Here is a 24,128-nt window from a genome sequence, read left to right as displayed (position 1 = left end):
ACGGAGAGCTCACTACTGCCCTTTCTCGTTGTTGTCGGCGCCGTCGGCTGGACACTTCTTGAGATCTGAAGTGTCTCCGGCTGCGTACTTCTCCACGGCGTTCTGCGCATCATCGAGGGTATCGATGCGCGCCACCGTGATCTTGGACTGATCTGCAGCCTCGATGACTTCTGCACAGTTATCTGCGGGCGAAAGGAAGAGCTTCGCCCCCCGCGCAGTAGAGGCTGCTACCTTCTGTCGGGCACCACCGATGGGGCCCACATTTCCTGCAGGATCGATCTCGCCGGTTCCTGCCACGTGCTTCCCACCGGTCATGGCACCGGGTGTGAGTTCGTCGATGATCGCCAGTGCGAACATAGTGCCGGCGGAGGGCCCGCCGATGCCTTCGACGTTGAATGACACGTCGATGGGAAATTCGAAGTCCTGCTTCATGCTGATGCCGATGGCCTTGCGTCCATCGATCGTCTCGGGTTTCATTGCGACGTCGACGTCTTCGTCACCGCGTTCGACGACGATGTCGACGGAGTCGGAGGACTGCACTGTCTCGCTCATGACCCGAGCAGCTGCCGGATCAGAGTCCAGCTTCTTCCCGTTCACGGAAATGATCCGATCACCCTTGCGCAGTTTGGCCTCTGCGGGCGAGTCGGGAACGACCTCACCGACGAGAAGATGGACCTTGTACGGCTTGTCGAGTTGTCCCATCGCCGCGGCCACGGCCACATCCTGGCTGGATGACATCTCCACCGCATTGGACGCAGCCACGTCTTCCCGCGTCGTCTCAAGGGGGTAATAGGCCTCGGTGGGGATGACCGTCTCCTTGCTGTGGAGCAGAGCGCCCAGAGCCTGCGAAGCATAGGTGTCACGACCCGGACCGCCGCTCACAGCCACCGTGAGCATATCGATGCGACCATCGGTCGGGTAGGTTTTGGCACCGGAGACATCGATCATGGGCTTGCCCTGATAGTCGCCGAGGGTGTTGAACACCGGTCCAGGCAACTGCAACATGTATGGCACCGGCAGCAAAATCGCAAGAGCGATGAGGATGTAGGTCATGACCCCTGAAGTCGTGGTCAGACGTGGAACGCGTCGTCGAGTGTCGCCACGCGTCGGTGCTGCGGGCACCGGCACGGCCCGATGGGCATTAGCTGTCATGTGTTCCTTTCGCTGCACCGCCCAACCAGTCTAGTTGAAACCTGACCGTGAGTTTCACAGACTCCTTTCGCCCGGTGCGAACATCATCCGAAACCTCCCGGAATTGGGAAGCTTCCCACATCCGGAACCGTTAACGTAGAAGACAAACCGATTCTTGGGGGCTTTGAGAAAATGAGCGATGACAACAACAACGAGCAGAATCCATTCGAACAGATCTTCGGAATGCTCTTCGGAGCGAACGGTCCCGGCTCCGGTCAGGGCCAGGACAAGGACGGCGATGCCGGCTCGCAGGGCTTCCAGATCGATCCTGCGATGATGTCGACCATCATGAACCAGATGCAGGGTCTCTTCGGGCAGGGTACCGATTCCCAGGCACAGGCGATATCGATCGCGCAGAAGGCGGTTCCGACCCCCGACCCCGCAGTGGGCGAGGAATCTGCCAAGGCGACCACAGACGCCTTCCGACTTGCCGAACTGTGGCTCGCCGAGGCGACCGAACTGCCCGTGGCGAACCGAACGGCGCGCACTCTCACGCGTGCGGAATGGGTCAGCGAGACCATGCCCGGGTGGCAGAAGTTCGTTCTCCCGATCAAGGAGAACATGTCCTCTGCCCTGACAGAGACTCTCGAGACTCAGGTGCCAGCAGAGATGAAGGGCATCCTTGCCGGAGCCTCGTCGATGTTCGGCTCCATGAGCGACTCGATGTTCGCAATGCAGATCGGTCAGGCCGTGGGTGCATTGTCGGAGAGCGTTCTCACCGGCACCGAGGTGGGACTGCCCCTGCTGCCTCACGACAGCGCAGTGCTCGTGGAGACCAATGTGGAGAAATTCGCCTCCGAGATCGACGTCGATGCCTCGGAGGTCAGGATCTACCTTGCCGCTCAGGAGCTCGCGCATCTCGCGTTGTTCGAGCGTGCCCCCTGGCTCAGCGCTCAGGTCGAGACTGCACTGACCCGCTATGCGCAGGGACTCAAGGTCGATACCTCACAGATCGAGGACATGGCCTCGCAGATCGATCCGTCCAACATCTCCGATCTCAGTGACAATATCCGTCAGGGTCTGTTCAATCCTCCGACCACCGAGGACCAGAAGAAGGCACTGACGAATCTGGAGAACCTCCTCGCAGTCATCGCAGGGTGGGTCGACGTGGTCGTCTATTCCGCATCTGCGCATCTTCCCGGACGCGATCAGATCCGTGAGGCACTGCGCCGCCGCCGAGCCACTGCAGGTCCTGCCGAAAAGACGTTCTCAACGTTGGTCGGCCTGGAATTCAATCCCCGGCGTCTGCGCGACGCTGCGGCCTTGTTCGGGTATCTCGAGACGCAGGGAGGCACAGAGGCCAGGGACAAAGTGTTCTCCCACCCCGACCTTCTGCCGACGACGCAGGACCTGGACGACCCGTTGGGCTACTCCGAACGCCGACATGCCGAATGGACCAGCGAATCGACTCTTGACGAAGCATTGAACCGTATTCTCGCCGAAGGTATCGAAGGCACGGAAACCGGCGGAGACTCGGGGCCGCAGAACGATGCCGATTCCGACTCCGGGTCGAATTCCGACGATGGTGCAGACGACGACGATGAGACCGGCGGCCGCAGCGAGAACTGAATGATTTGCCTCGACACCGCCCGCGCCGAGGTTGGCGCCACGTCGGCACCGACTGACTTCACGCTCGACTTCGAGCGTCTGTTCGTCTCCGTCGGCGACGCTGCGCTGCGCCGCGAGGCGGGTGCTGAGCATGTCACTGCCAGCTGTCTCGTCTTCGACCCCGACACGGAGTCCGTGCTTCTCAACCACCACCGCAAGGCTGGCCTCTGGGGTCAGTTCGGGGGGCACCTCGAGGCCGAGGATGACAGCCTGCGCTCCGCTGCGCGCAGAGAGGCCATAGAGGAAAGTGGGCTGAACCGGCTGGCCTGGTTCTCGCCCAATCCGATCGATCTCCATGTACATGACCTCTCGGCTTCGTTCGGTGCATGCGAACGTCACTTCGATGTGGTGTTCGCCGCGGTCGCGTCCGTGGACGATGTTCCCGTCGTCTCAGACGAGTCTCTGGCGGTGAAGTGGTTCCCCCTCGCTGCACTGCCTTCCTCGCTCATGCCCGATCTCGTCGTGCGACTGCCGGAGCTCTACCGGGCAGGTGTGGAATCACGGGAAGTCAGCGACCGCCACCGCGGCTGAACTGCTCTCCCGCACTGAAGCCCTCAAGGTAGAGCTTCGCGTCCGCCTGCCTGGGGTGTCTGTCCGCAAGCTCGTGGAACGCCTTGGAATGGGGACCGATCTGCAGATGAGCGAGTTCATGGACGATGACGGTCTCCAACACCCAACGAGGCACCGCCTGCAGACGGTGGGAGACCCTGATGTCCCCTGTCGAAGTCGTCGTCGATGCCCACCGACTGATGTTCTGATTCGTCACCCACCTGATCGAGTGCGGACGCAGGCGACCATCGAAATAGCGCTGGTTCAACTCATCTGCCAGTCCGACGAGATCCGCCGCCGAAGAATGACCCCTGGCGGCAAGGCGATTGAACAGATCGGTCAACGATCGAATGTTGTGTTCCACGCTGTATCTCACAGGCGTGCTGAGAACATACGTATCCACTTCCTTCGAGACCGAGATTGTCTTCTTCCGGCGAGCAGAGCGGCGCACTTCGATCTCACCACGGGCGATCGCCCGCAGCACGTCCTCTTCGGTCCATCGCTGTTGAGTTGCCACAGACCCATCATAGGAAATTCGACAGCCGTTGCTTCATTCGTCTCTCCTTGTGAGTTTCCTGAGTATCGTCATTCCGGACTGCGCGTCGGGGTGTCCACAGGCCGAGTTGTCCGTTGCGGCCGCCGGAAACGGAAGTGACCTACGCTTTCACACTCTGCAGAGCTCCTCGCACAATCGTTCGAGGCCTCCTTCTCCACAACTCATAGCGACATATCCACAGGTTATCCACACGCTGTTGACTGGTCTGTGCATAAACCGACATTGACGGGGCGGCAATTGCAGAATAGGTTCTATGATTGACCCCGGAAAACCCGGGGATCCGTGCGGAAGGGGAAGCTGCACGAGTCTCCGCGAGCGCCTGGGGCACACAGCGGTTGAGGGCATGTCGGAATGCATTTTCTGGCCTGCCTTCAACTGTTGTCCACAGGGTTTTCCACAGATCGGCCTCGTCCATGGCAGATCTCCTCCACCTTCACTACTGTGGAAGTCCGAGGCGTTCGAGGCGAGGTGGAGACATGTTCCGGATTTTTCCCAGTGTGCCGATCACATGGCGGTCACCATCGTGTGTGCAGTTCGGCGTCGATGATCCCGTCCTCATTGACGGGCTCCTGCCAGCAGATGTCGCTCTCGTCGGGGAACTGCAAATGGGTGTCGGTTCGGCACAGTACTACTCTCGAGCACAGGATCTCGGTGCCGACCTGGGCCGGGCGAGTTCACTGATCACATTGCTCGGCGAAGCAGGCGTCATGGTTCCCGACGATTCCGATGCCGTGAAGATGACGAAGAGTTCACCACTGTTGGCGACTGCACAGATCTTCACCCTCTCACCCGATCGTGTATCGAGGCTCCTCGGTGATTCCCCGATCCTGGTGGTGGGGCCGCTGAGGGCAATCACCGAACAGTATCTCTCAGCCTCAGGCTTCGCCATCGCAGAGCAGCATCGCGTCGAAGACCTCGATCTGCTGTCCTCACCGCTGGTGATCACGACCTCGTACCTCGTCCCCGACATTCACACCGCCACTTGGCTCACAGATCGCGAGGTCCCCCATTGCCAGGTCGTGATCGGGGAATACTCTCTAGAAGTCACCGGTCTCATCCAGCCCGGGGCGACACCCTGCGCCATCTGCGACTGCCTGCGGAAGAAGGACGCCGATGATTCCTGGCTGGACCAGTACCCCCAAATCCGAGCCCTCCCCGACCGTGAGAGTCTCAGCGACCCCCTGTCACGGGCGCTCGGCGCACTCAATGTCGTCCAGATCCTCAGACGATCTCTGCTGCGCCCAGACACCGCCCCGGTGCACAGAAACGTCTCACTGGCCACCGGCATCGGGACCGACGAGACTCTGGCGTTCCATCCCCGATGCCAGTGCCGCGCTTCCGTCCCACACTTCGACCTAGTCCACGAGCAGGCTCAGTAACCCTGACCCATAGAGTTCGAGTTTGGTGGCGCCGACGCCTGGGATCTTCGCCAATGACGCCATGTCCTGCGGTCTGATCTCCGCGATCGCCGAAATCGATGTGTCGGTGAGAACAAGGTAAGGCGGAAGCCCCTGTTCCAGGCCGACGCGTACCCGCCATCGTCGCAGCCTGTCGAGGAGCTCTAGGTCGATGTCGGCAGGACAGTTCGCACACCGCGACAGGGCTCGGTCGACCTGGGACACGAGCACCTTGCCACACGATCTGCAGCGATTCATCGCCACCGAGGTCGCAGTCCGACGGCCGTGCCCCACCGATGGATCGACCCGACCGAGTTCACTGAGGAATCGGGACGCCTTGCGTGGTCGCTGTTTGGAATCATGCCGTGACTGCGACCAGCTCAAGCTGAGGTCTCTGCCCGCGCGGGTCAGCGCCACATAGAACAGGCGTCTCTCCTCAGCGACCGCGCGCGGCGTCTGGGCGTAGCTGATGGGCAACAGGCCCTCACTGAGACCGACGAGGTGCACGCTGTCCCATTCGAGGCCTTTGGCCGCGTGGAATGAGGCCAGGGTGACGCCTTCGATGTCGGGAGCGAATTGGTGTTCGGCACGATCGCTGAGATCAGCGAGAAACGTCTCCATTGGCACCGGCAGTTCAGATCCTGACTGGTGGGTCTCCGCCAGATCGACCAGAGCCTTCAGAGACTCCCATTTCTGTCGACTTGCTCCGGCTGCAGGTGGTTTGCTCGAGTAGCCCAGGGACACCAACACCTCGGCGACGACCTCCGGCAGGGGCCTGCCGCTCGAGGTGGCACGGGCCGCCTTGAGCATGAGCACGGCTTCTTTGACCTCCTTGCGCGCGAAATACCGCTCTCCGCCTCGCAGGACATACGGTATTCCGGCTGCGGCCAGCGCCTGCTCGTAAGCGGGACTCTGACCATTCGTGCGGAACAGGACCGCGACGTTTCGCGGGCGGCGGCCAGCATTGATCTCGGCAGAGATGGCTTTGACGACCCCGGTGGCTTCAGCGTCATCGGTCGGGTACTCGGTCATTGTCGGCTGTTGGCCTTCGGGATTGTCGGTGCGCAGGGTCAGCGCAGTCCGGGACGTATGCCGAAGCAGGTTGTTCGCCGTGGACACAATCGCCTTCGACGACCGATAGTTGCGGACCAACTGGATCGTCGTCGACGTCGGCAGTGAGGCATCGAGTGTCCTCAGCAGTGAAGAATCTGCTCCGGCGAACGAATAGATCGTCTGGGCCGGGTCACCCACGACACAGAGATTGTCCCGTGGTCCCAGCCAGCGTGAGAGCACATCGTATTGGAGAGGTGAGACGTCCTGGAACTCGTCGACGACGAAATGCCGGTACTGGTCGCGAATGTCTGCTGCGATGGCGGGGTACTCTGCGAGCACTCCGTTTAGAACGAGGAGAACGTCTTCGAAGTCCATGAGCCGACCGCGTGTCTTCGCTTCACTGTAGGCCTCGAAGATGCGCACCATGTCTTCGACGCCCAATTGTCCGGGAAGATCGCGCCCGGCGGCTTGAGTGGCATAGTCGTCGACTCCGAGGAGGGACGCGGCAGCGAATTCGAGCTCGGAGGCCACATCTCGATTCAATTCCCGGCTGGTCTCGATCCCCATACTCTGCAGCACTGACCCGAGGATCCCGGCTTTGTTGTCAATGATCCTGGGGAAGTCTCCTGTCGCGAATCGATCCCAGAAGAAGCGCAGCTGGCGAAGTGCGGCAGAGTGAAAGGTCCGCGCTTGGACGGCAGGAACCCCGAGGTCGCGCAGACGCGATCGCATCTCTCCTGCGGCCTTAGCTGTGAAGGTCAGAGCCAGAACGTGGTTGGGAGGGAACACCTCGGTGGCAATGCCGTAGGCGATACGGTGAGTCATCGCACGTGTCTTGCCCGTCCCGGCTCCTGCCAGGACGATCACCGGTGTTGAGAATTGGGTGGCGACCTCCTTCTGCTCCGCGTCGAGAGCATCGAGCAGTGCCGCGGCCTGAGCGTTCAAATGCTGTCCAACCAGCTGTAGAGGAGCTGACCGGCAATCGATACGAGTCCGGGGGCCCGGACCGCGCCACGTTCGATGGCCGCGCGCAGTTCCTCCCGGGTGAACCAGGTCAAGGTGGCGATCTCAGCCTTATCGGCAGCGAATTCGAGACTCGGTGCCTCAGCTGAGAAGCCGAGCATGAGTGAGCACGGGAACGGCCAGGGTTGGGACCCGAGGTACTGCGGGTTCGCTACTTCGACATGAGCCTCTTCGAACACCTCGCGAATGACTGCGTGTTCCAGGGTCTCACCGGGTTCGACGAATCCGGCCAGCAGAGAGTACCGGTCAGCTTCCCACGCGGCATTGTTGCCCAACAGCACCCTTTCGACCCCGGCCTCGTCCGTGTTGATGATGAGGACGATGACGGCCGGGTCCGTGCGGGGGAAGTGTTCGCTGCCGTTGTCCGGATCCGTTCTCACCCAGCCTCCCCGGGCGGGACGAGTCGGTCGTCCGGTGCGGGGCGAGAACTGGTGGGCTCTGTGCCAATTGCCCAGGCCAACGATCTCGCACGCCAGGGACACCTGCACGTCGTCGAGAGACTCTGCCAGCTGACGCAGCGGCAACCATACTGGTTCGGCGCTGTCGATGCCCTCCCCCGGTGCGGTCAGCAGGTCCGTGGCGTCGCGGGCACGGGAGGTCGCCAGCGACGAGTCGAGCTGACTTCGACCAGAATCATCAAGGGAGACCCCGATGTACCGGACACCTTCGTCGTCACGGCCGAGGTAGATTTCGGTCTGCTGGCCGGGCACCATGACTGAATCACTGATAAACAGGCCCCCCGCCGCCACGAGGAGTGCCCCACGATGCTCGAACACGGGTTTTGCTCCGCTGGCCCACAGTTCCTGCAGGTCACCGTCCTGACCACGAGCGAGATGGTCGCGATCGATTCCATGGCGGGCCAGACTGATCGGTTTCACGGGTGGCAGTGGCTTCATGTCCTCCACGATAACTCAGGCTCCTGACGCGGGAAGCGTGGGTGCTGACACGCTCAACAGCCGAATCTCCGGTCTCCAGCCGGTGCCAGACGGTAGATTGGGGAGGGTGAATACCAAGGCGCTCAAGTTGGCAGCTGTCGCGGCAACGATGCTCGAAGGCTTTTCCCCAACGGAATGGATCCCTCTGCCGTCACTGGGGCTGGGAATCAGAGTTCTGCTTGACGATGGCCAGCAGCAGTTGGTGGCGACGGCACAGACGAGTCTCGATCGGTCCGCAGACACCGGCTCTGCAGCCGAAGCAGCTCGGATCTACGACGCGATGTATCCGCATGCCGGATTCACCTGGCCTCATCTGCGCGCTATCACCGAGGTCGAAGCCGACTACTTCGGCACTTCTGCACCGATCACCGTGACACTTATCGAGCCATTGCCTGGTGCCCCTGTGAGCGATCAGGCAATCGCTGACGTCGCACGGGCGAGCTCGTTGGCTCAGGCTCTGGCCACCCTGCATTCGGCGGCGCCGGAATCAATTTCCGAGGCGGGGTTCCCCGTCGAAGACCCGTCTCGTTTTCAGTTTCAGATCTTGGAGCGGCTCGATCAGGCCGCGGCCACGGGCCGGGTGCCGGCGGATCTGCTCCAACATTGGGAAGAGGAGTTCGAGCAGGTCTCCCTCTGGCGCTTCCTCGCCACCCCCATCCACGGTGCGATCGACGAGACGAGTGTCTACACCGACCAGGAACGAGTGCTCGCGCTGTCGGGAATCGAGCGACTGCGCGTGTCCGATCCTGCGATCGATCTTGCCGCAGCCTCGGCGCTCATCGACCCTGCCGCTGTACCGACCTTCTTCAGCGAGTACAGAAACTCGCGACCTCGTGCAGACGAGCATGTGATCACTCGTGCCGAACTGCTGGCCGAGTTCGCAGTCCTCGACTGGCTGCTCGAGGCAGTGGATTCCGGCGACGAGGAGGCGATCCAGGACGCAGGGGAACTTCTGTCTTCGTTCAACGACGTCCTGTTCGCGAAGGACACTGCGGAGCCCAGCGCCGCTCCCCCTGGCCCGGCAGACGCAGACAACGACGACGCAACTCCAGGGGCGGTCGTGCTGTCGGAAGAGTCCGAGTCGGAGCCCGATGCTGGACTCGCGGCTGAGTCCGAAAACGTCATCGACGAGGATACTGAACCGGACGAAACTGAACCGACCGATGGCATTCATCGCCCATGATCCTGAGCCGATCCTGAACTGGGAATCAGATCTTTCTCTCCGCTCGGACCACTTCACCGCCCCATGTGCTGTCATTGGCCTCCAACCACGCGATGATCTCGACTTCCTCCGGCAGCGCAGTGAACCTCACGATGTCGTCGCTGCCAACGAAGTAGAAGGTTCCCGTCACCTCGGTGATCTCGGGATGTACCCGCTGGATGGCGAAGCGGTAGAGAGCCAGCTGCCACTTCATCACCTCAAGCGTCTTCTCCTCTGGCTGTTTCGAGGTCTTCCAATCGACGACTTCAGCGTGATCGCCTGTGATGAAGACCGCATCGATCTTGCCGGGAACTCTGAACCGCCCAAGGACGAGTTCGAATGACATCTCGATGTGGTCGGCGTGCCTGCTCGCGAACTCGGAGCAGATGAATGTCTGCTGCAGACGCTCGATCGTCGTTCTGTCGATGGCCTGGACCTGCTGTTCGTCATCAATGTCGATGCTCGCCTGCCCGAAATGCTGCTCGACCCAGGAGTGGAAAGTGGTCCCGATCTCTGCGGCTCGGCTCGGCGGATTCGGAATGGGGCGCAGTGTCTGGGTGATGAACTGCTGTGGGTCTCTGCGCCACGAAACAAGAGCCGTCGCCGACAGCCGATCCGGGACGCTTCCGGTGTTGCCTGTGCCTGGGCGGCTGCTGATCCGCAGTGCCTGTCGGGCGTACTCGCCCACGAGGCCCGGCTTCTGCGCCAGCTCGTCAAGGCCCGCTGGTGCAGCAGAACTGACCCATTCAGCCGCCTGTCGAGCCGTGGACACACGATCTGTTCGCGGTACGGGCCAGATGCTTGTCTCGACACGGTCCTCAGCGGACTCCTCGGCAGGTTCAGGCATATCGACATCGCGTTCCAGCACCTCGATCGCCTCGGTCAGGAACGGGGATGGCGCGTCGGGGTTGGCTCTGGCTCCCACCAGCTCCGCTCCCAACCACAGGTAGTGCTTGGCGCGGGTGAACGCCACGTAGGCAAGGCGCCGTTCTTCTTCCTCATGCGCATCGGCGATAGCTGGTTTGATGAATTCGCCGACCCATTCGTCGAGTGCCTTCTTTGTGTCGAAGTCGGCGGTGCGAAGATCATAGTCAACCAGATGTGCACGGTCGCCCCGCAGCGGGTACGGCAGAGCTGTTCTCTCCATCCACCCTTCTTTGTCCCGCGGTTCCGTCGGGAAGTCCTTGACCACCAGCGACGGCACAGCGACTGCGTCGAACTCCAGGCCCTTCGAGGCGTGGACCGTCATGATGTCGATCGCGTCGGAGGCCGAATTCGGCTCGGCCACGCTCAGTGCGTCCTTCGCCTCCATCAGGGACAGCCACTCCAGGAAACCCGGCACCGACGGCTGGTCGTCGGTTGCCGAGTACTGGCTGGCTGCGGACAGGAAGGAGTCGATCGCTGAGCGGTGAAGGTTACGCAGCGAATCGCTCAGCCCCCAGATGTCGGAGTCAACTCCGGTTTCGGTCATCGCGGTACGGATGATCGAAGCGATGGTCCCGGAACCGGAACGGACATAACGCAGAGCCCGTGCCAACCTCACCAGTCGGTCAAGCGCCATCGAGCTCAGGCCCGAATTCCGGAAGTTATTCACCATCGCCCGTGCGCCAGCGATGTTTGCCGACCCTGCGAGTGCGTCGGAGAGGTCGACGAGTTCGTCAAGGCCCTCGACGATCGTCGGCTGGTCGATGGCTTCGGGCACGACTCCGGTACCGTCAGGGCTCTCTCCCCTGAACTCGGTCAGTCTTGAATCGTTCTGCTTCCGGGTGAATGCCTGCAGAGCGGCGATGTCTGTGGCGCCGAGGCCCAGCAGACGTCCGCTGATCAGCCGCATCAGACTGTCCCCGGCCATCGGGTCAACGGCGGCAGTGAGCACTGCTCGCAGATCGGCGACGTAGGGGTCACTCAGGAGACCCGATGAGCCATGCACGTGAACGGCGTAGCCCGCAGTCTCCAGCGCCGCGGCAACCGGCGCGAAATGGGCACGTTTGCGGCACAGGACTGCGGTCGATGACCCTGTGGGAAGCGTGGCGACCCATTCTGTCAGTGACCTGAGTCCGACGGTGAGGAAGTCCGGATCATGTGCTCCCGAGCTGATGTCGATGGCCACGCCACCATCTCCTGCGCCTGCCCGAGCCGACAGCGGCTTTTCCTGGCTACCGGTCAATCCGTCCGCTGTCCGGTTGGCGACCTTCAGAATTGTGTGGTCGTTGCGCCAACTGGTGCTCAGCGTCAGCGCCGCCACGTTGTCGAAGTCCGCGGAGAAGCGGATCATGTTGTCGGCACTTGCGCCGCGCCACCCGTAGATGGCCTGTCTGGGATCGCCTACAGCTGTCACCGCTTTGGATTGGAACAGATCGCGCAGCAGTTTCAGTTGAGCAACCGACGTGTCCTGGAACTCATCGAGGAGAACGATTGACCACCGCTGCTGTTCAGCACTGCGGGCGGCCGGCACTTCGTCGAGGATGCGCTGGGCGAAGCGAACCTGGTCCGAGAAGTCCATGGCCAAGTTGCGCCGTTTGGCCCTCATGTATGCGTCGGCCAGTTTCGCTGTCTTGATCTTGGCTTCGAGCTTGGCACGCCGACCGTTGGGATCGACGGGCTTGCCCTTGCTTGAGACCAATGCCTGCAGGCACTGGTCAAGGTAGTCCGTGACCTCGTCGACGTCGCGACCGTGGTCGTTCATCGCTGCTGCCAGCGAAATGATGTCTGTGATCATCGTCTCTCGTGCGAAGTCGCCGGGGATCTCCTCTGTTGAGGTTGAGTCGATGATCGAGCCGGCGATCGTATGAGCAGCGGCGTCATCAAGCAGCACTGTCTCGGGTTCGATGCCGATGCTGACTCCGTGCTCGCTGACGATCGAGGCCGCATAGGAGTTATAGGTCGAGACCGTGGGATTGTCGAGACCCGGAAGGCTCGTGTCGGCGCCCAGTCCAAGACTGTGGCGCAGACGGGCCAAAAGCACCCTGATCCGAGCGCCCAGTTCGCCCACGGCCTTCCGGGTGAAGGTGAGCCCCAAGATCTCCTCAGGCGCGACGAAGCCATTGGCCACGAGCCACACGACCCGCTGGGAGATCACCGTCGTCTTGCCCGAGCCGGCGCCGGCAGTGACCTTCATCGGCTGTTGAGGGTCGGCTTCGATGATGATTCGCTGCTCTTCGCTCGGCGGGAATGCCTGGGCAGGGTCGGCGGCGGTTAAGCGGGCCAGTTGTTCTGCGGTGAAGCGCATCAGGACTCTTCCAAGGTCTGTGGCCCGATTGCCGGGCAGGAGGTGCGGACAGGACAGCTCAGACACTTCTGAGGTTCGACTCGGGCTGGAAATTCGGCGGCTCGCATACCATCGGAGACATCGTTGATGAGGTCTCGGGCCCACCCCGGATCATCATCGATCTCAAGCGCGGACTGCTCTCTCGTCGTCTGTTTGGAATTCCGCAGAAACACGAGTTCGGCTCCATACGCTTTGGCGTCGATGATCTGTTCTTCGCCGATGGTGATGGTCCCGGAATTGATCGTCTCCTGATAGACGCCGAGCTGTGCGTGACGCGGCATCTCCTTGCCCTTGACGACGTTCTTTCCGGTTTTGAAGTCGACGATCCGAATGCCGTCGGGTGTTTGTTCAAGCCGATCGACGCGCCCGGTGACCTTCCACTCCTGGCCTTTGTCATCAACCCCGGTGGCATACACCTGGGCTTCTACACCAAGGGGTTCGCCAGGCGCGGTCTTGATGTATTCGCCGAGGCGGTCAGCCATCTTCATCGCCAAGGTGTGTTCTCGATCCCGCTCCCACTCCGCGTCGAATTCGAGCGTCGTGAATTCTTTGTCCACGTATTCGCGGATTGCCGAGGTCGGGCCCGTTGGGAAGTTCTCCGCCGCTGCGTGGATGATCGTTCCCAGGCTCTGCGCCATAGAGCCTGGTCTATCTCCTCCATTGCGGGTGAGGAACCACCGCAGTGAGCAGTCGGTGAAGGTCTCGACTTGGGACGGAGACACTCTTACCGTGTCTTCGGAGGTGTAGAGAGGCTCGGAGGAGGTGATGTCTTCGGTTTCGCGCCACCGTTCGGGTGGTTCGACCGTGGCGCTGGTGGCAGTCAGTGCCGCCATCAGCTGAGCCCAGTCCTCCACATTCTCCAGATCCTCTACGGGCGTATTCTGTCCCGGGTCCGCGGCAGCCCTCAGCAGCCGTGCACGAGTGTGCGCGGCCATCTCCGCAAGAGACAGCGGCAGAAGTTCGTCCTCGTGAGTGATCGCGTAACTGTCTGCATCCTCAGTGCCCTTCGCTGTTCGCGCCGCAATCACGTCGAAGAAGGGCGAGGGATTGCTCTCGGCATCAGAGATTGCGGTGACGATGATGTGTTCTTCGGCCCGGGTCAGCGCCGTATAGAAGAGTTCGCCCTCTTCGCGCAGATTCTTCCGTTTGGCGTGGGAGTGGTAGCCCGGGTCACCGCTCGCGGTCTCACCGGTTGCCAGCACAGCGCTGAGATCGTCGAGCCCGAGGATGCCGCCACGGATCTTCGGGTTGGGCCATACCCCTTCGTTCACCTCGGCGATGATGACGAGCGGTACTCGTAGATGTGCCAGGGATGACGGTGTGCCGACCTGCACGTGGTCGTCGGTGCCGGCCCGTGCGGCCAGGGAATCCTGCGCAATATCCTGCTCTGCCACGATCCCGGCGAACGAGCGCGCTGTGAATCCTCCGCGATCGGAGATCTTCTGTGCCAAGGTGAACAGCCGCAGCACCGAGTCCAGGTGCGAATTGGCCACGGACTCTGGGTCGCGAAGCGCCTCTGACTGCCACTTTTCCGCGACGCCCGAGGCCTCCCAGATCATCCACAGTGCCTGGTGCGGGTCGACCGACCGCACCTCGGCTGCTGCTCGCAGCATCCGTGAGATCGTGGTCAGTCCCGTCGGGGATGAGCCGTCGACATCGCTGCGCAGCGCCTGTGCCAGGGAGGTCGAACTGTTCGCTGCCGGAAATTTCTTCCTCACCACGCGCTTGAATCGTCTGATCTGCACCGGGTCGAGGCGGACATAGACGCTTCCGGCCAAGGCCAGAGCCTGTGCAGCTATCGATTCGTCGTCAGCGAAGTCCGGGGTGCGTGAAAGCAGCTCGAGCAGCGGCGCGGTAGCCGGGTCGATGCTGAGAGGCTGCATGATATTCGCGGTCGCCACGCCTGAAGCACTCAGCTCGTTCGCGACGACTCGGGCTGTCGACGTGTTCCGACACAGCACGGCCACGTCCGACCACGCATGTCCGTCTTCGACGAAGTTCGTCACTCTCCGCGCCAGGTACCGATAGCTCGAAGCGGCTCCCTCGAACACATGGGTCTCCACCGTCTCAGGCACGTGACGCACGGACGTGAAGACAGAGTCGTCTGCGGTATGGGCGGCGGCCTGGGCGGGAACATCAGCGACAGCCGAGCTGTCGTCTGAGATGTCCGGCCCGCTGCTGAGTCGCGGCATATGGCGCAGGCCCCACCGTGTGGTGATGCGGCGACCGAAGTCATCGCTGACGTCGAGGATGTCGGATCCTGTGCTCTTCACTTCGGGCAGGATCACGGTTGTGAAACTGTTATCGGCAGCACTGCGATCAATGATCGAGGCATCTGCTCCGTGGAAGCGTCCGGTCACGGTCTCTGGACTGCCGAACAGCGCCAGAGCACTCCCGCGCTCACGCAGCTGCTCAAGCAGACCCCAGCTCGCAGCGGGGAAGTCCTGAACTCCATCGGCAAGGACCACTGCGGGCACCACATCGGGAGCGAAGGTCCAGGCTCGGCCCGCGGTCACCTCGGCGGGTTCACGCAGAACTTCGAACGCTGCTCGCGCCAGGACAGTCGCAGAGTCGGTTCCTCCATAGCCGGGCATGCTCATGATGTCGAGGTATTCGTCGAGAACCTGGGCCACAGCTTCCCACCGCGGATCATGATGCCTCTCAAGCGCACGATCGAGAACACTGCGTCCGAAATCGAACACGAACTCGGGAGCCCGATCGGGTCCACCGCCGGCGACCGGAGCAGGAACCCGCACACCGAAGTCGAACTCCATGACTCGGTTGAGGAAGTCACGGACCTCGGTCCGAAACGCCGAGGTGGATCGCACCTCCGCGGTGATCTCGGCCGGCCAGGAAGGCCCACGGCCGTGGCCGAGCTCGTGGCCGGCCAGGAGATCGGCAAGGAACACGTCCTGATCGGCGCCCGAGATGAACTCGAGGTCATCGCCGGTCTGCGTCGTGTGAGCTGCGCGCGCAATTCCGTAGGCGAACGATGAGATGCTTCGCGCGGGAGCAGACGCCAGCACGGCGTCTTTGGGTACGGCGAGGCGATTGCGCAGTACGTCGGCATGATCGCGATTGGGCGTGAGAACAAGCACCGATGCGGGACTGACAGCGGACATCAGCTGCGCGTACACGGATTCGAGCATCGTTGTCTTGCCCGTCCCAGGGCGCCCGACGACCGTCACTGACTTCCCCGCGAGCAGTTTCGCGCCGATCTCCTCAGTCACTTCATCCATACTCGTATTTCATCATGAGCCACGGACATGAGGTCGACGCGGCCGACATCGACCGCGCTGACGGGCCTTGGACTTGGTTTTCGCGTAGCATGAAGGGATGTCGAGTCCGCAACAGAGATTGCCCCGTGAACAGCGCCGTGACCAGTTGGTGGGGGTGGCACGTTCTGTCTTTGCGACTCGCGGATACCGGACCACCTCAATGGACACGATCGCCGAGGCGGCTGGCGTCTCAAAGCCTGTCCTCTACCAACACTTCGCGTCGAAACAAGATCTCTATCTCGCACTCATCGACGATTCCGCAGCGCATCTTGAGTCGACTCTCGATGCCGCGATCGGATCAACCTCTGATCCGCATGAAAAAGTCCGTGCCACCTATCGTTCCTACTTCGAGTTCGTTGTCTCCCACCGCGAGGAGTTCGTCATCCTCTTCAACTCCGATGTCTACGAACCGCAGGCGCAGGAGCGAATCCGCAACCTGCGAGATCGGTCTGCCTCACGTGTCATGACAGCGCTGAAGAGCTACACCGATCTCGATGACATCCAGGCCCGAATGCTGTGCCGGACTCTCATCGGCACCGCCGAGGTCGTCGTCAAACAACTCGAGACGACGCCGCAGATCGACGTTGACACCGCCGTCAGCCTGCTCACACAGATGAGTTGGGGCGGGCTCCAGTCCTTCACCACGAAGTGACCGGGAGCTCTGACCTGACCGGGAAGAAAACACGGCCTCGCTGACGTTATGCTGAGGACGACTCACACCACGACCCGTACAAGGAGCACAATGGAAATCAAGATCGGCGTCAAGCAGTCACCGCGCGAAATCGTCATGGAATCTGACGAGACCCCGAAGGATCTTGCCGCGCGCCTCGAAGAATCCGTCAAGGCCGAATCGCTGCTGTCCTTCACAGACCTGAAGGGACGCCAGGTATTCGTCCCGGCATCCGCTCTGGCCTATGTCGAGATCGGCACGGAAGCTGCCCGTCGCGTCGGGTTCGGCGCCTGAACGGATGCCTGCGCGCAGCATCGTGTCAGGATGAGCGCCGCATCTCGGTGAATTCCCCGTGAATAGGTTGGGGGCCCGGTTACTCACCGGGCCCCCAACCTATTCACGTGCCGGATTCGGGCAGTCTCAGGCCACGAGTCCCAGGGCTGACATCCGCTTCGAATGGTTGGCTGTCACTGCCGGAATCGATGCCACCACCAACTCCTCATCGATGCCGAGAAAGGGGTCGGTGAGAAGGCTGCGCGCGCGACCCAGGGTTTCGGCCACCAGCTTGCGTCCCCACAGCGCCAGACGCGAGGCCAGCTGAGTATCGGCAGCAACGTCGAGCGTCAGGCGATTGCGCACATATTCGGTCGCACGTGTATCATCGAGAATTGTAATTGCCAGGCTGTATTCGGGCTCGCTGAGCTCATCCACGGCCGTGCGGTAGAAGTCATTCATGATTCCGTCGAAGACGAATCCCTTCATGAGACTTTCGTGCCAGTCACGAGGACGAGTCCGTTCAGCCAGCACGGTGAAGGTCGGCTCGAAATGCTGACAGAGCTCGACCGCGTCCTGGCCCAATCGACTGATGTGCTGCGAGAGCTCTTCGAAGTTCGCAAAGGACAGAGAGGCCAGCCGCGCCAAAGTGACTTTATCGTCCATGTGCACAGCGGTGGTCGCATTGGTGGCCATTCGTTCGAAAGCGGTCAGCTCGCCGAACGCCAGAAGTGCGAGCGTAGCAGCATTATTACCGGCCAATGGGGCAGAATCGGGCATAACTCAAGAGTACCGGTTCACGACCATCACGAGCGCGAAGGCGCTAAAAGGAGTTTGAAACATGGCGGAGACAGAACCAGATTTCGCTGAACTTGGAGTCGCTGGACCGATCGTAGCCTCATTGGCTGCCAAGGGCATCACACATCCCTTCCCGATCCAGGCGATGACGCTGCCGGTGGCACTGTCCGGAGCCGACATCATCGGACAAGCGAAGACCGGAACTGGCAAGACGCTGGGCTTCGGCATTCCTCTCCTGCAGCGTGTCGTCGGCAAGAATGAAGATGGTGCTGCCCCGGCAGATCCCGAGAACACACCGGAGATCGGCACTGACAGCGCCGAGACACGCCTCCCCCAGGCTCTGGTCGTCGTGCCCACCCGTGAGCTGGCCAAGCAGGTCGCTGCCGATCTCGTGACCGCCTCCACACAGCGTGACATCGACATCATGACGATCTACGGCGGCATGGACTTCGACCCGCAGATCAAGCAGCTCAAGTCGGGTGTCGATGTAGTCGTCGGCACTCCCGGTCGTCTCCTCGACCTCTACGGGCGCAAGGTTCTCCGGTTGCACAAGGCCCGCACGGTCGTCCTCGACGAGGCCGACGAAATGCTCGACCTCGGGTTCCTGCCCGACGTCGAGAAGATCATCAACGCTGTGCCCGCACACCGTCAGACCATGCTCTTCTCCGCCACCATGCCCGGCGCGGTCATCACCCTGGCCCGGCGCTACATGAGTCGCCCCACGCATATTCGCGCCCACGACAACGAAGATCTGTCGCTGTTGGGCAAGAACACGGCGCAGTTCGTCTATCGTGCCCACTCGATGGACAAGAGCGAACTCGTCGCCCGCATGCTGCAGGCCGAGGGACGTGGATGCACCATCATCTTCACCCGCACCAAACGGACTGCAGACAAGCTCGCCGCGGAACTCGGCGACCGGGGCTTCCAAGTCAAACCGCTGCACGGCGACCTCGGTCAGGTACAGCGTGAGAAGGCCCTGAAGTCCTTCCGTGACGGTCAGGTCGACGTGCTCGTCGCCACCGATGTCGCGGCACGCGGAATCGACATCGACGATGTCACCCACGTCGTGAACTATCAGTGTCCAGACGATGAGAAGACCTACGTCCACCGCATCGGCCGCACCGGCCGCGCCGGCAATACGGGCATCGCAGTAACCCTCGTCGACTGGGACGACATGCCTCGCTGGCGACTGATCAACAAGGCCCTCGGACTCGACCACGATGAACCCGCCGAGACCTACTCGACGTCGTCGCACTTCTTCGCCGACCTCTCCATTCCGAAGGGAACGAAGGGCCGTCTGCGCAGGCAGCAGACCGAAGGCTCTGAGGACCATGCAGGTCCCAAGAAGTCGGAACAGCGCCGAGGCAGTTCCTCTGGCCACCGCGGATCTTCTGCCGGTGAAGAGGGGACGAAGAAGCCACGACGCAACCGCGAACGTCGCCGCACCCGTGGCGGCAAGCCTGTGGGACGCACCTCCAGTGCTCCCAGCGACGGCCAGACCTCCGCGGACTAGGGGACACAGCCAGAACCAGTCACATCCGAACAGCGGCCCCGACCACAGCGGTCGGGGCCGCTCGTTCATCTTGCGTTCAATTCATGCCCAGACAATGGTGGAGCCCATGTCGTCAAGCATGAACGAGAGTGAGTTTTGTTCGGTTCACACCGGCCGGACGCGGAGTCCGTCGAAACAGCACCACCGGATGGAATCCGCCCACAGATACGGTCTCAGGAGTCCCCTCTCGCCTCCCGGGGCCACCGCGATGACGTCGACGTCATGCGCGTCCTGGCCGGACTGACCGTGATGGTCGGCCACTCCGGCGGAGTCCTCATCGGACGCGGTGAGGAGGCGGACAACAATCACGCCTGGCTGTTGGGTCACCTCGCCGAGGCGGTCAATCCGTGGGCGGTCCCGATGTTCTTCATGATCGCCGGCTGGGCAACCCTCGTGGGTGCGCCTCCACGGTCAGGGGCGAAGGTCTGGAACCGCATCATCCGTCACCTCGTGCCGCTGTTCGCGTGGTCGATCATCTTCATCCTCGGCTTCAATCTCTTCAACACCGACAGTGTCGACGTTCGCCACGATCTGGTCCGAACCTTCCTCGAGGCTGGCCGGCCTGCGTTCCATCTCTGGTACCTCTACGCCTATATCCCTCTCACCCTCGTCTTCGGAACTCTCGTGCTGTTCTGGCGCGGGCAGCGGCCGTGGAAGCTTGCTGCTCTGGCCGTCGTCCTGGCCTGTTCGAGTGTCTGGGCGCCGTTCGTGCTCGAGCAGCTCGGTTCCACCCAGAGCACATGGAAGTGGGGCTTTGCGACCTACCAGGTGGTGTATTTCTGCATGGGTGCATTCTTCATCCACTATGCGAAGGATCTGCGTCCGCCGATGTGGACGCTCGTACTCGCTTTCGGAGTCTGCGCACTCGGAGTCTTCTGGTGGGAATCGAGCTACTCGTACCCGATCGCCAACGCGAATCCGCTCATCGTCGGGTTGGCGATCAGTGTCATCCTCATCATCTCCCGCATCGAGCTGGGCGAAGGCACGAAACGATTCTTCACAAAGCTGGCTGCGGCCTCATTCGGTGCATTCCTCGTGCATGTGTTCTTCCTCGAACTCTTCTTCGGCCGCCTCTTCGTCATCGAAGCCTCGCCCCTGCTGCTGGTCGTGCAGTATGTGGGTTACCTCGGGCTGACCGCGGTCCTGTCCTACGCACTCAGCCTGGCGTGGGGAAAGCTGCGTTTGCGCAGGATTCTCGGCTGAAGCCGGCAACCAGCGGCCGGCAACCAGCGGCCAAGCCTCAGCTCTGAATGAAGTCGACTCCCCCGGGACGGGAGTTGGCACGGTCGAGGAGCTTGGCGAACATGTGGTCCGTCGTCGCGTGCTCGCCCAGCCGGTTGGGCTTTCCGGTGCCGTGATAGTCACTTGACCCGGTGATGATGAGGTCGTGGTCGCTGGCGAGCCTGCGCATGACCTCACGTTCGTTTGGCGGGTTGTCACGATGATCGACCTCAAGACCGTCAAGACCGGCTGCGATGAAATCGGCCATCGCCGTATCGGGGACGACCAGGCCGCGCATCGCGGCGCGCGGGTGGGCGAAGACGGAGACTCCCCCGGCCTCTCGGATCAGTGAGATGGCCGTAATGGGATCAATCGTCGGCAGGCTGACATGGTATTTGCCGTGACTGGACAGGATCGAGGCGAAGGCTTCGGTGCGCGACTTGACGATGCCTGCGCCCACCAGAGCATCGGCGATATGGGGTCGACCAATCGTCGCATCTTCGCCGGAGACTGCGAGGACCGCATCCATGTCGATGGGATAGTCCTCCGCCAGACGGTCGATGATGAGGTGTGTGCGGTCAAGACGGGCGCGTCGTGTCTCCTCGACCACCGCAGCCAAGCCGGTGTCATAGGGGTCGTGGAGATAGGACAGCAGGTGCACGCTGATTCCCTCGTGCCGACACGAGATCTCCATTCCCCGGACCAGACCCAGGCCGTAGACCCTGGCGGCAGCTTCCGCTGGCGCCCACCCGGCGGTGGTGTCATGGTCCGTGACGCCGAGTACGTCGATGCCTTCCATCGACGCTTCGGATATGAGTTCGGACGGGGTTTGAGTCCCGTCCGAGAAAGCAGTGTGCACATGGAGATCAATGACCATGTGCCCAGTCTATCCGCAGTCACCGGCGATGATCGTCCTCGTCCCAGCAAGGTCTGCAGACAGTGCCTAGAATGGACGTATGACAGCCCACAATGAAGACAGCACTGAGAAGACCCAGGCCCTTGACGATCGCGTCAACAACCGTTCCCATCGCCCCAATTCGCAGGCATTCCGTAATTTCGTTGCCGAGGGATGGGACCGCACGCCGCTCGACGCCCAGGCTCTGGCCGCAGCCGGATTCACTCCCGCACGTCGGGCGAAGGTCTCCGCGGCCTTCCCAGGTGAACGACTCGTCATCCCGGCCGGCGGCCACAAGGTCCGGTCCAACGACACCGACTACCGCTTCCGTGCCCACTCGGCATTCATCCATCTGACCGGCCTCGAGGCCGATTCCGAGCCGGATGCCGTCCTCGTCTTCGAACCCGAGAACGACACCCACAGCGTGACCCTGTACTTCCGTCCCCGCGCGGGTTCGGACACCGTCGAGTTCTTCTCCGATTCCCGGTACGGCGAATACTGGGTCGGACCCCGCGCCGACCTCGAAGCGATGTCGACGATGACGGGCATCGCCACCGAGAGCTCCGCAACAGTTGACGATGCGATCACGAAAGACCTCGGTGCGATCTCCCTCCGGCTGGTCCGCCAAGCCGATGTCCGCATCGACTCGGTCATCGATGTCGCCCGCACTCAGGTGCAGGCCGATCTCGAGATCTCGGAGGCCGGCGATGTCGAACTGGCCCAGCTGCTGTCCGAGCTGCGACTGCTCAAGGACGAGCACGAGGTCGAAGCTCTGCGTGAAGCCGTCGCCATCACCCGTTCCGGCTTCGACAACGTCGTCGCCGCACTGCCCACCGCGGTCGCTCATCGTCGCGGCGAACGCGTCATCGAGACCGCCTTCGAAACAGCTGCCCGAACTGATGGCAACGGCATCGGCTACGACACGATCGCGGCCGCCGGCAACCATGCCTGCACCCTGCACTGGATCCGCAATGACGGTGCGGTCCGGGCCGGGGACCTCGTCCTCGTCGATGCCGGGGCAGAGGCTGATTCCCTCTACACCGCCGATATCACTCGCACGCTCCCGGTCTCGGGAACCTTCACCGAGGTCCAGGCGAAGATCTACGACGCTGTCCTCGACGCCTCGGACGCGGCCTTCGCCGTCGCCGCTGACCATGTCAACCGTGAGGTGAAGTTCCGCGAGATCCACGAAGCGGCGATGGAAGTCATCGCCACCCGCCTCGAAGAATTCGGCATCCTGCCGGTCTCTGCAGCCCAGTCGCTGTCGCCGGATGGCCAACATCACCGGCGCTGGATGGTGCACGGGACCAGCCACCACCTGGGGCTCGACGTCCACGACTGTGCTCAGGCCCGGGCGGACATGTATCTCGATGCAGTGCTGCAACCCGGCATGGTCTTCACGATCGAGCCCGGCCTGTACTTCAAGACCGATGACCTGCTCCTGCCTGAGGAATTCCGCGGCAACGGTGTGCGCATCGAAGACGACGTCCTCGTCACCGCCGACGGTGTCGAAAACCTCTCGGCAGGCTTTCCACGCGCCCGCGCCGATGTCGAGGCCTGGGTCCAGGGACGATGAGCATGGGCCCGATCCGGGGCCGGGGAATCCTGGAGATCCCGGGAATCGCTGTGGGCCACGCCGGCCAGTTCGCCCCGGGCCGGCTGACCGGGGTCACTGCCGTCCTGCCTCCATCGGGTGCGCAGGTCGGCGTCGACGTCCGCGGCGGCGGGCCGGCCACCCATGAGACCGACGTCATCGCCCCCGGCACCCATTCCTATGGTGCCGATGCGATCGTCCTCACCGGCGGCTCGGCCCTGGGGCTGGCGTCGGTGAGCGGTGTCGTTCGCACCCTCGCCGAGGCAGGCCGTGGATTCCCCGCCCCGGGCCTTGCCGACACGGTCATTCCCCTCGTCCCGGCTGCCGCGATCTTCGACCTCGGACGAGGCGATGGCTCGGCACGTCCGCCCACGGACGTCGACGGAGCGATGGCGGCCCGTGCGGCCCTTCGCTCCACCCACGATGGGGCAGAGGCCTCCGCAGTCAGGGGCAGCCTCGGCGCGGGTCTTGGTGCTCGGTCGGGAATGCAGAGCATGCGCAGCTCATTGGGCTCGGTCTCGATCCGTCTGCCCAGCGGCTACACCGTAGCTGCGCTTGTGGTGGCCAACCCGCTCGGGACGATCGGGACTTCCGATGGCACGCTGTGGGCTCACCCACTCCTGGGCTCCTATGGGTTCGATCTGCCGAAGATCGGGCATCTGCCCGCGGCTCCCGTATCCACGGCGGAGGCCACCTCGGCGAAGAACACGACCATCGCCATCGTCGCCACGAACGCGGCGTTGGATCCTGCACAGGTCACACGCATGGCCTCTGGTGCCCATGCCGGCATTGCCCGGGCGATCCGCCCCTCACACACGCTCTTCGACGGCGACACGGTCTTCGGCATCGCCACAGGTGATGTGGGCCTGCCTGAAGACTTCGCGGCCTCGACACTCGACCAAGTCTCGATCACCGCCGCGGCCGCGGATGCCCTGAGCTTGGCGATCATCGACGCTCACGTCGCTGCCGCACCTGTGGAGGATTCGTGGGGTCAGCCGCCGACGCTCAGCGATGTCGCCCCCGAGTTTGCAGAGGCCTTCGCCGCGCTGGCCTGAGCAGATCACGC

18 protein-coding genes are annotated in these 24,128 nt (G+C 62.4%); 10 read left to right on the top strand and 8 right to left on the bottom strand.

Annotation, left to right across the window (positions count from 1 at the left end; all coding sequences use genetic code 11):
* Positions 1-12 precede the first annotated feature (12 nt).
* A complete protein-coding gene (locus AAFP32_RS07040) occupies positions 13-1,152 on the bottom strand; it encodes a YlbL family protein (RefSeq protein ID WP_350271209.1) in 1,140 nt (379 codons plus the stop codon).
* Between the two features lie 171 nt (positions 1,153-1,323).
* Between AAFP32_RS07040 and AAFP32_RS07035 the strand changes: the two genes are divergently transcribed.
* Entirely contained in the window at positions 1,324-2,760 is a 1,437-nt protein-coding gene (locus tag AAFP32_RS07035; RefSeq protein ID WP_350271208.1) for a zinc-dependent metalloprotease, read from the top strand.
* Positions 2,761-3,330 carry an NUDIX hydrolase gene (locus AAFP32_RS07030; RefSeq protein WP_350271207.1) on the top strand — a complete coding sequence of 190 codons (570 nt, stop codon included), beginning with the start codon at positions 2,761-2,763 and terminating at the stop codon, positions 3,328-3,330.
* Here the strand turns inward: AAFP32_RS07030 and AAFP32_RS07025 are convergent.
* Entirely contained in the window at positions 3,308-3,865 is a 558-nt protein-coding gene (locus AAFP32_RS07025) for a M48 family metallopeptidase (RefSeq protein WP_350271206.1), read from the bottom strand. The genes AAFP32_RS07030 and AAFP32_RS07025 overlap by 23 nt on opposite strands.
* Before the next feature lie 515 nt (positions 3,866-4,380).
* Between AAFP32_RS07025 and AAFP32_RS07020 the strand changes: the two genes are divergently transcribed.
* The gene (locus tag AAFP32_RS07020) at positions 4,381-5,283 is read left to right on the top strand and encodes a hypothetical protein (protein ID WP_350271205.1); all 903 of its coding nucleotides are present in this window, start codon (positions 4,381-4,383) and stop codon (positions 5,281-5,283) included.
* Here the strand turns inward: AAFP32_RS07020 and AAFP32_RS07015 are convergent.
* Together AAFP32_RS07015 and nudC are read right to left on the bottom strand one after the other, a co-directional pair.
* Positions 5,260-7,299, bottom strand: coding sequence for an ATP-dependent DNA helicase UvrD2 (locus AAFP32_RS07015; protein ID WP_350271204.1), 2,040 nt, complete (start codon positions 7,297-7,299; stop codon positions 5,260-5,262). The genes AAFP32_RS07020 and AAFP32_RS07015 overlap by 24 nt on opposite strands.
* The gene (gene nudC / locus AAFP32_RS07010; protein ID WP_350271203.1) at positions 7,296-8,273 is read right to left on the bottom strand and encodes an NAD(+) diphosphatase; all 978 of its coding nucleotides are present in this window, start codon (positions 8,271-8,273) and stop codon (positions 7,296-7,298) included. The genes AAFP32_RS07015 and nudC overlap by 4 nt, the downstream gene beginning before the upstream one ends.
* 106 nt (positions 8,274-8,379) lie before the next feature.
* Here nudC and AAFP32_RS07005 point away from each other — a divergent pair, with 106 nt between their 5' ends.
* Positions 8,380-9,495 (top strand): aminoglycoside phosphotransferase, encoded by a 1,116-nt coding sequence (locus AAFP32_RS07005; protein ID WP_350271202.1) that lies wholly within the window; start codon positions 8,380-8,382, stop codon positions 9,493-9,495.
* 25 nt (positions 9,496-9,520) lie between these two features.
* Here the strand turns inward: AAFP32_RS07005 and AAFP32_RS07000 are convergent, their stop codons facing one another.
* Both AAFP32_RS07000 and AAFP32_RS06995 read right to left on the bottom strand, forming a co-directional pair.
* On the bottom strand, positions 9,521-12,742 hold the full coding sequence (locus tag AAFP32_RS07000; protein ID WP_350271201.1) for an ATP-dependent DNA helicase: 3,222 nt from the start codon (positions 12,740-12,742) through the stop codon (positions 9,521-9,523).
* Complete coding sequence (locus AAFP32_RS06995) at positions 12,742-16,020, bottom strand: PD-(D/E)XK nuclease family protein (RefSeq protein ID WP_350271200.1); 3,279 nt, start codon at positions 16,018-16,020, stop codon at positions 12,742-12,744. The genes AAFP32_RS07000 and AAFP32_RS06995 overlap by 1 nt, the downstream gene beginning before the upstream one ends.
* A 97-nt stretch (positions 16,021-16,117) precedes the next feature.
* Here AAFP32_RS06995 and AAFP32_RS06990 point away from each other — a divergent pair, with 97 nt between their 5' ends.
* On the top strand, positions 16,118-16,711 hold the full coding sequence (locus AAFP32_RS06990; RefSeq protein WP_350271199.1) for a TetR/AcrR family transcriptional regulator: 594 nt from the start codon (positions 16,118-16,120) through the stop codon (positions 16,709-16,711).
* Positions 16,712-16,801: 90 nt separating this feature from the next.
* Positions 16,802-17,023, top strand: a complete 222-nt coding sequence (locus AAFP32_RS06985; protein ID WP_101620348.1) for a DUF3107 domain-containing protein — start codon at positions 16,802-16,804, stop codon at positions 17,021-17,023.
* 126 nt (positions 17,024-17,149) lie between these two features.
* Here the strand turns inward: AAFP32_RS06985 and AAFP32_RS06980 are convergent, their stop codons facing one another.
* On the bottom strand, positions 17,150-17,782 hold the full coding sequence (locus AAFP32_RS06980) for a ferritin-like fold-containing protein (protein WP_350271198.1): 633 nt from the start codon (positions 17,780-17,782) through the stop codon (positions 17,150-17,152).
* Positions 17,783-17,843: 61 nt separating this feature from the next.
* Here AAFP32_RS06980 and AAFP32_RS06975 point away from each other — a divergent pair, with 61 nt between their 5' ends.
* Both AAFP32_RS06975 and AAFP32_RS06970 read left to right on the top strand, forming a co-directional pair.
* Entirely contained in the window at positions 17,844-19,313 is a 1,470-nt protein-coding gene (locus tag AAFP32_RS06975; protein WP_350271197.1) for a DEAD/DEAH box helicase, read from the top strand.
* A gap of 135 nt (positions 19,314-19,448) precedes the next feature.
* Entirely contained in the window at positions 19,449-20,555 is a 1,107-nt protein-coding gene (locus tag AAFP32_RS06970; RefSeq protein WP_350271196.1) for an acyltransferase, read from the top strand.
* A gap of 37 nt (positions 20,556-20,592) precedes the next feature.
* Here the strand turns inward: AAFP32_RS06970 and AAFP32_RS06965 are convergent, their stop codons facing one another.
* A complete protein-coding gene (locus tag AAFP32_RS06965; RefSeq protein WP_350271195.1) occupies positions 20,593-21,450 on the bottom strand; it encodes a PHP domain-containing protein in 858 nt (285 codons plus the stop codon).
* A 79-nt stretch (positions 21,451-21,529) separates the two neighbouring features.
* On the opposite strand from AAFP32_RS06965, the gene AAFP32_RS06960 reads away from it, so the two are divergent.
* Positions 21,530-23,044, top strand: a complete 1,515-nt coding sequence (locus AAFP32_RS06960; RefSeq protein WP_350271194.1) for an aminopeptidase P family protein — start codon at positions 21,530-21,532, stop codon at positions 23,042-23,044.
* Positions 23,041-24,117 (top strand): P1 family peptidase, encoded by a 1,077-nt coding sequence (locus AAFP32_RS06955; protein WP_350271193.1) that lies wholly within the window; start codon positions 23,041-23,043, stop codon positions 24,115-24,117. Before AAFP32_RS06960 ends, AAFP32_RS06955 begins: the two co-directional genes overlap by 4 nt.
* The last annotated feature ends 11 nt before the right edge of the window (positions 24,118-24,128 follow it).

This window comes from Brevibacterium sp. CBA3109 (assembly GCF_040256645.1).
Taxonomy (GTDB): Bacteria; Actinomycetota; Actinomycetes; order Actinomycetales; family Brevibacteriaceae; genus Brevibacterium; species Brevibacterium koreense.
Note: the sequence above shows the minus strand (reverse complement) of the source record. Positions and strands in the feature narration are given on the sequence as shown.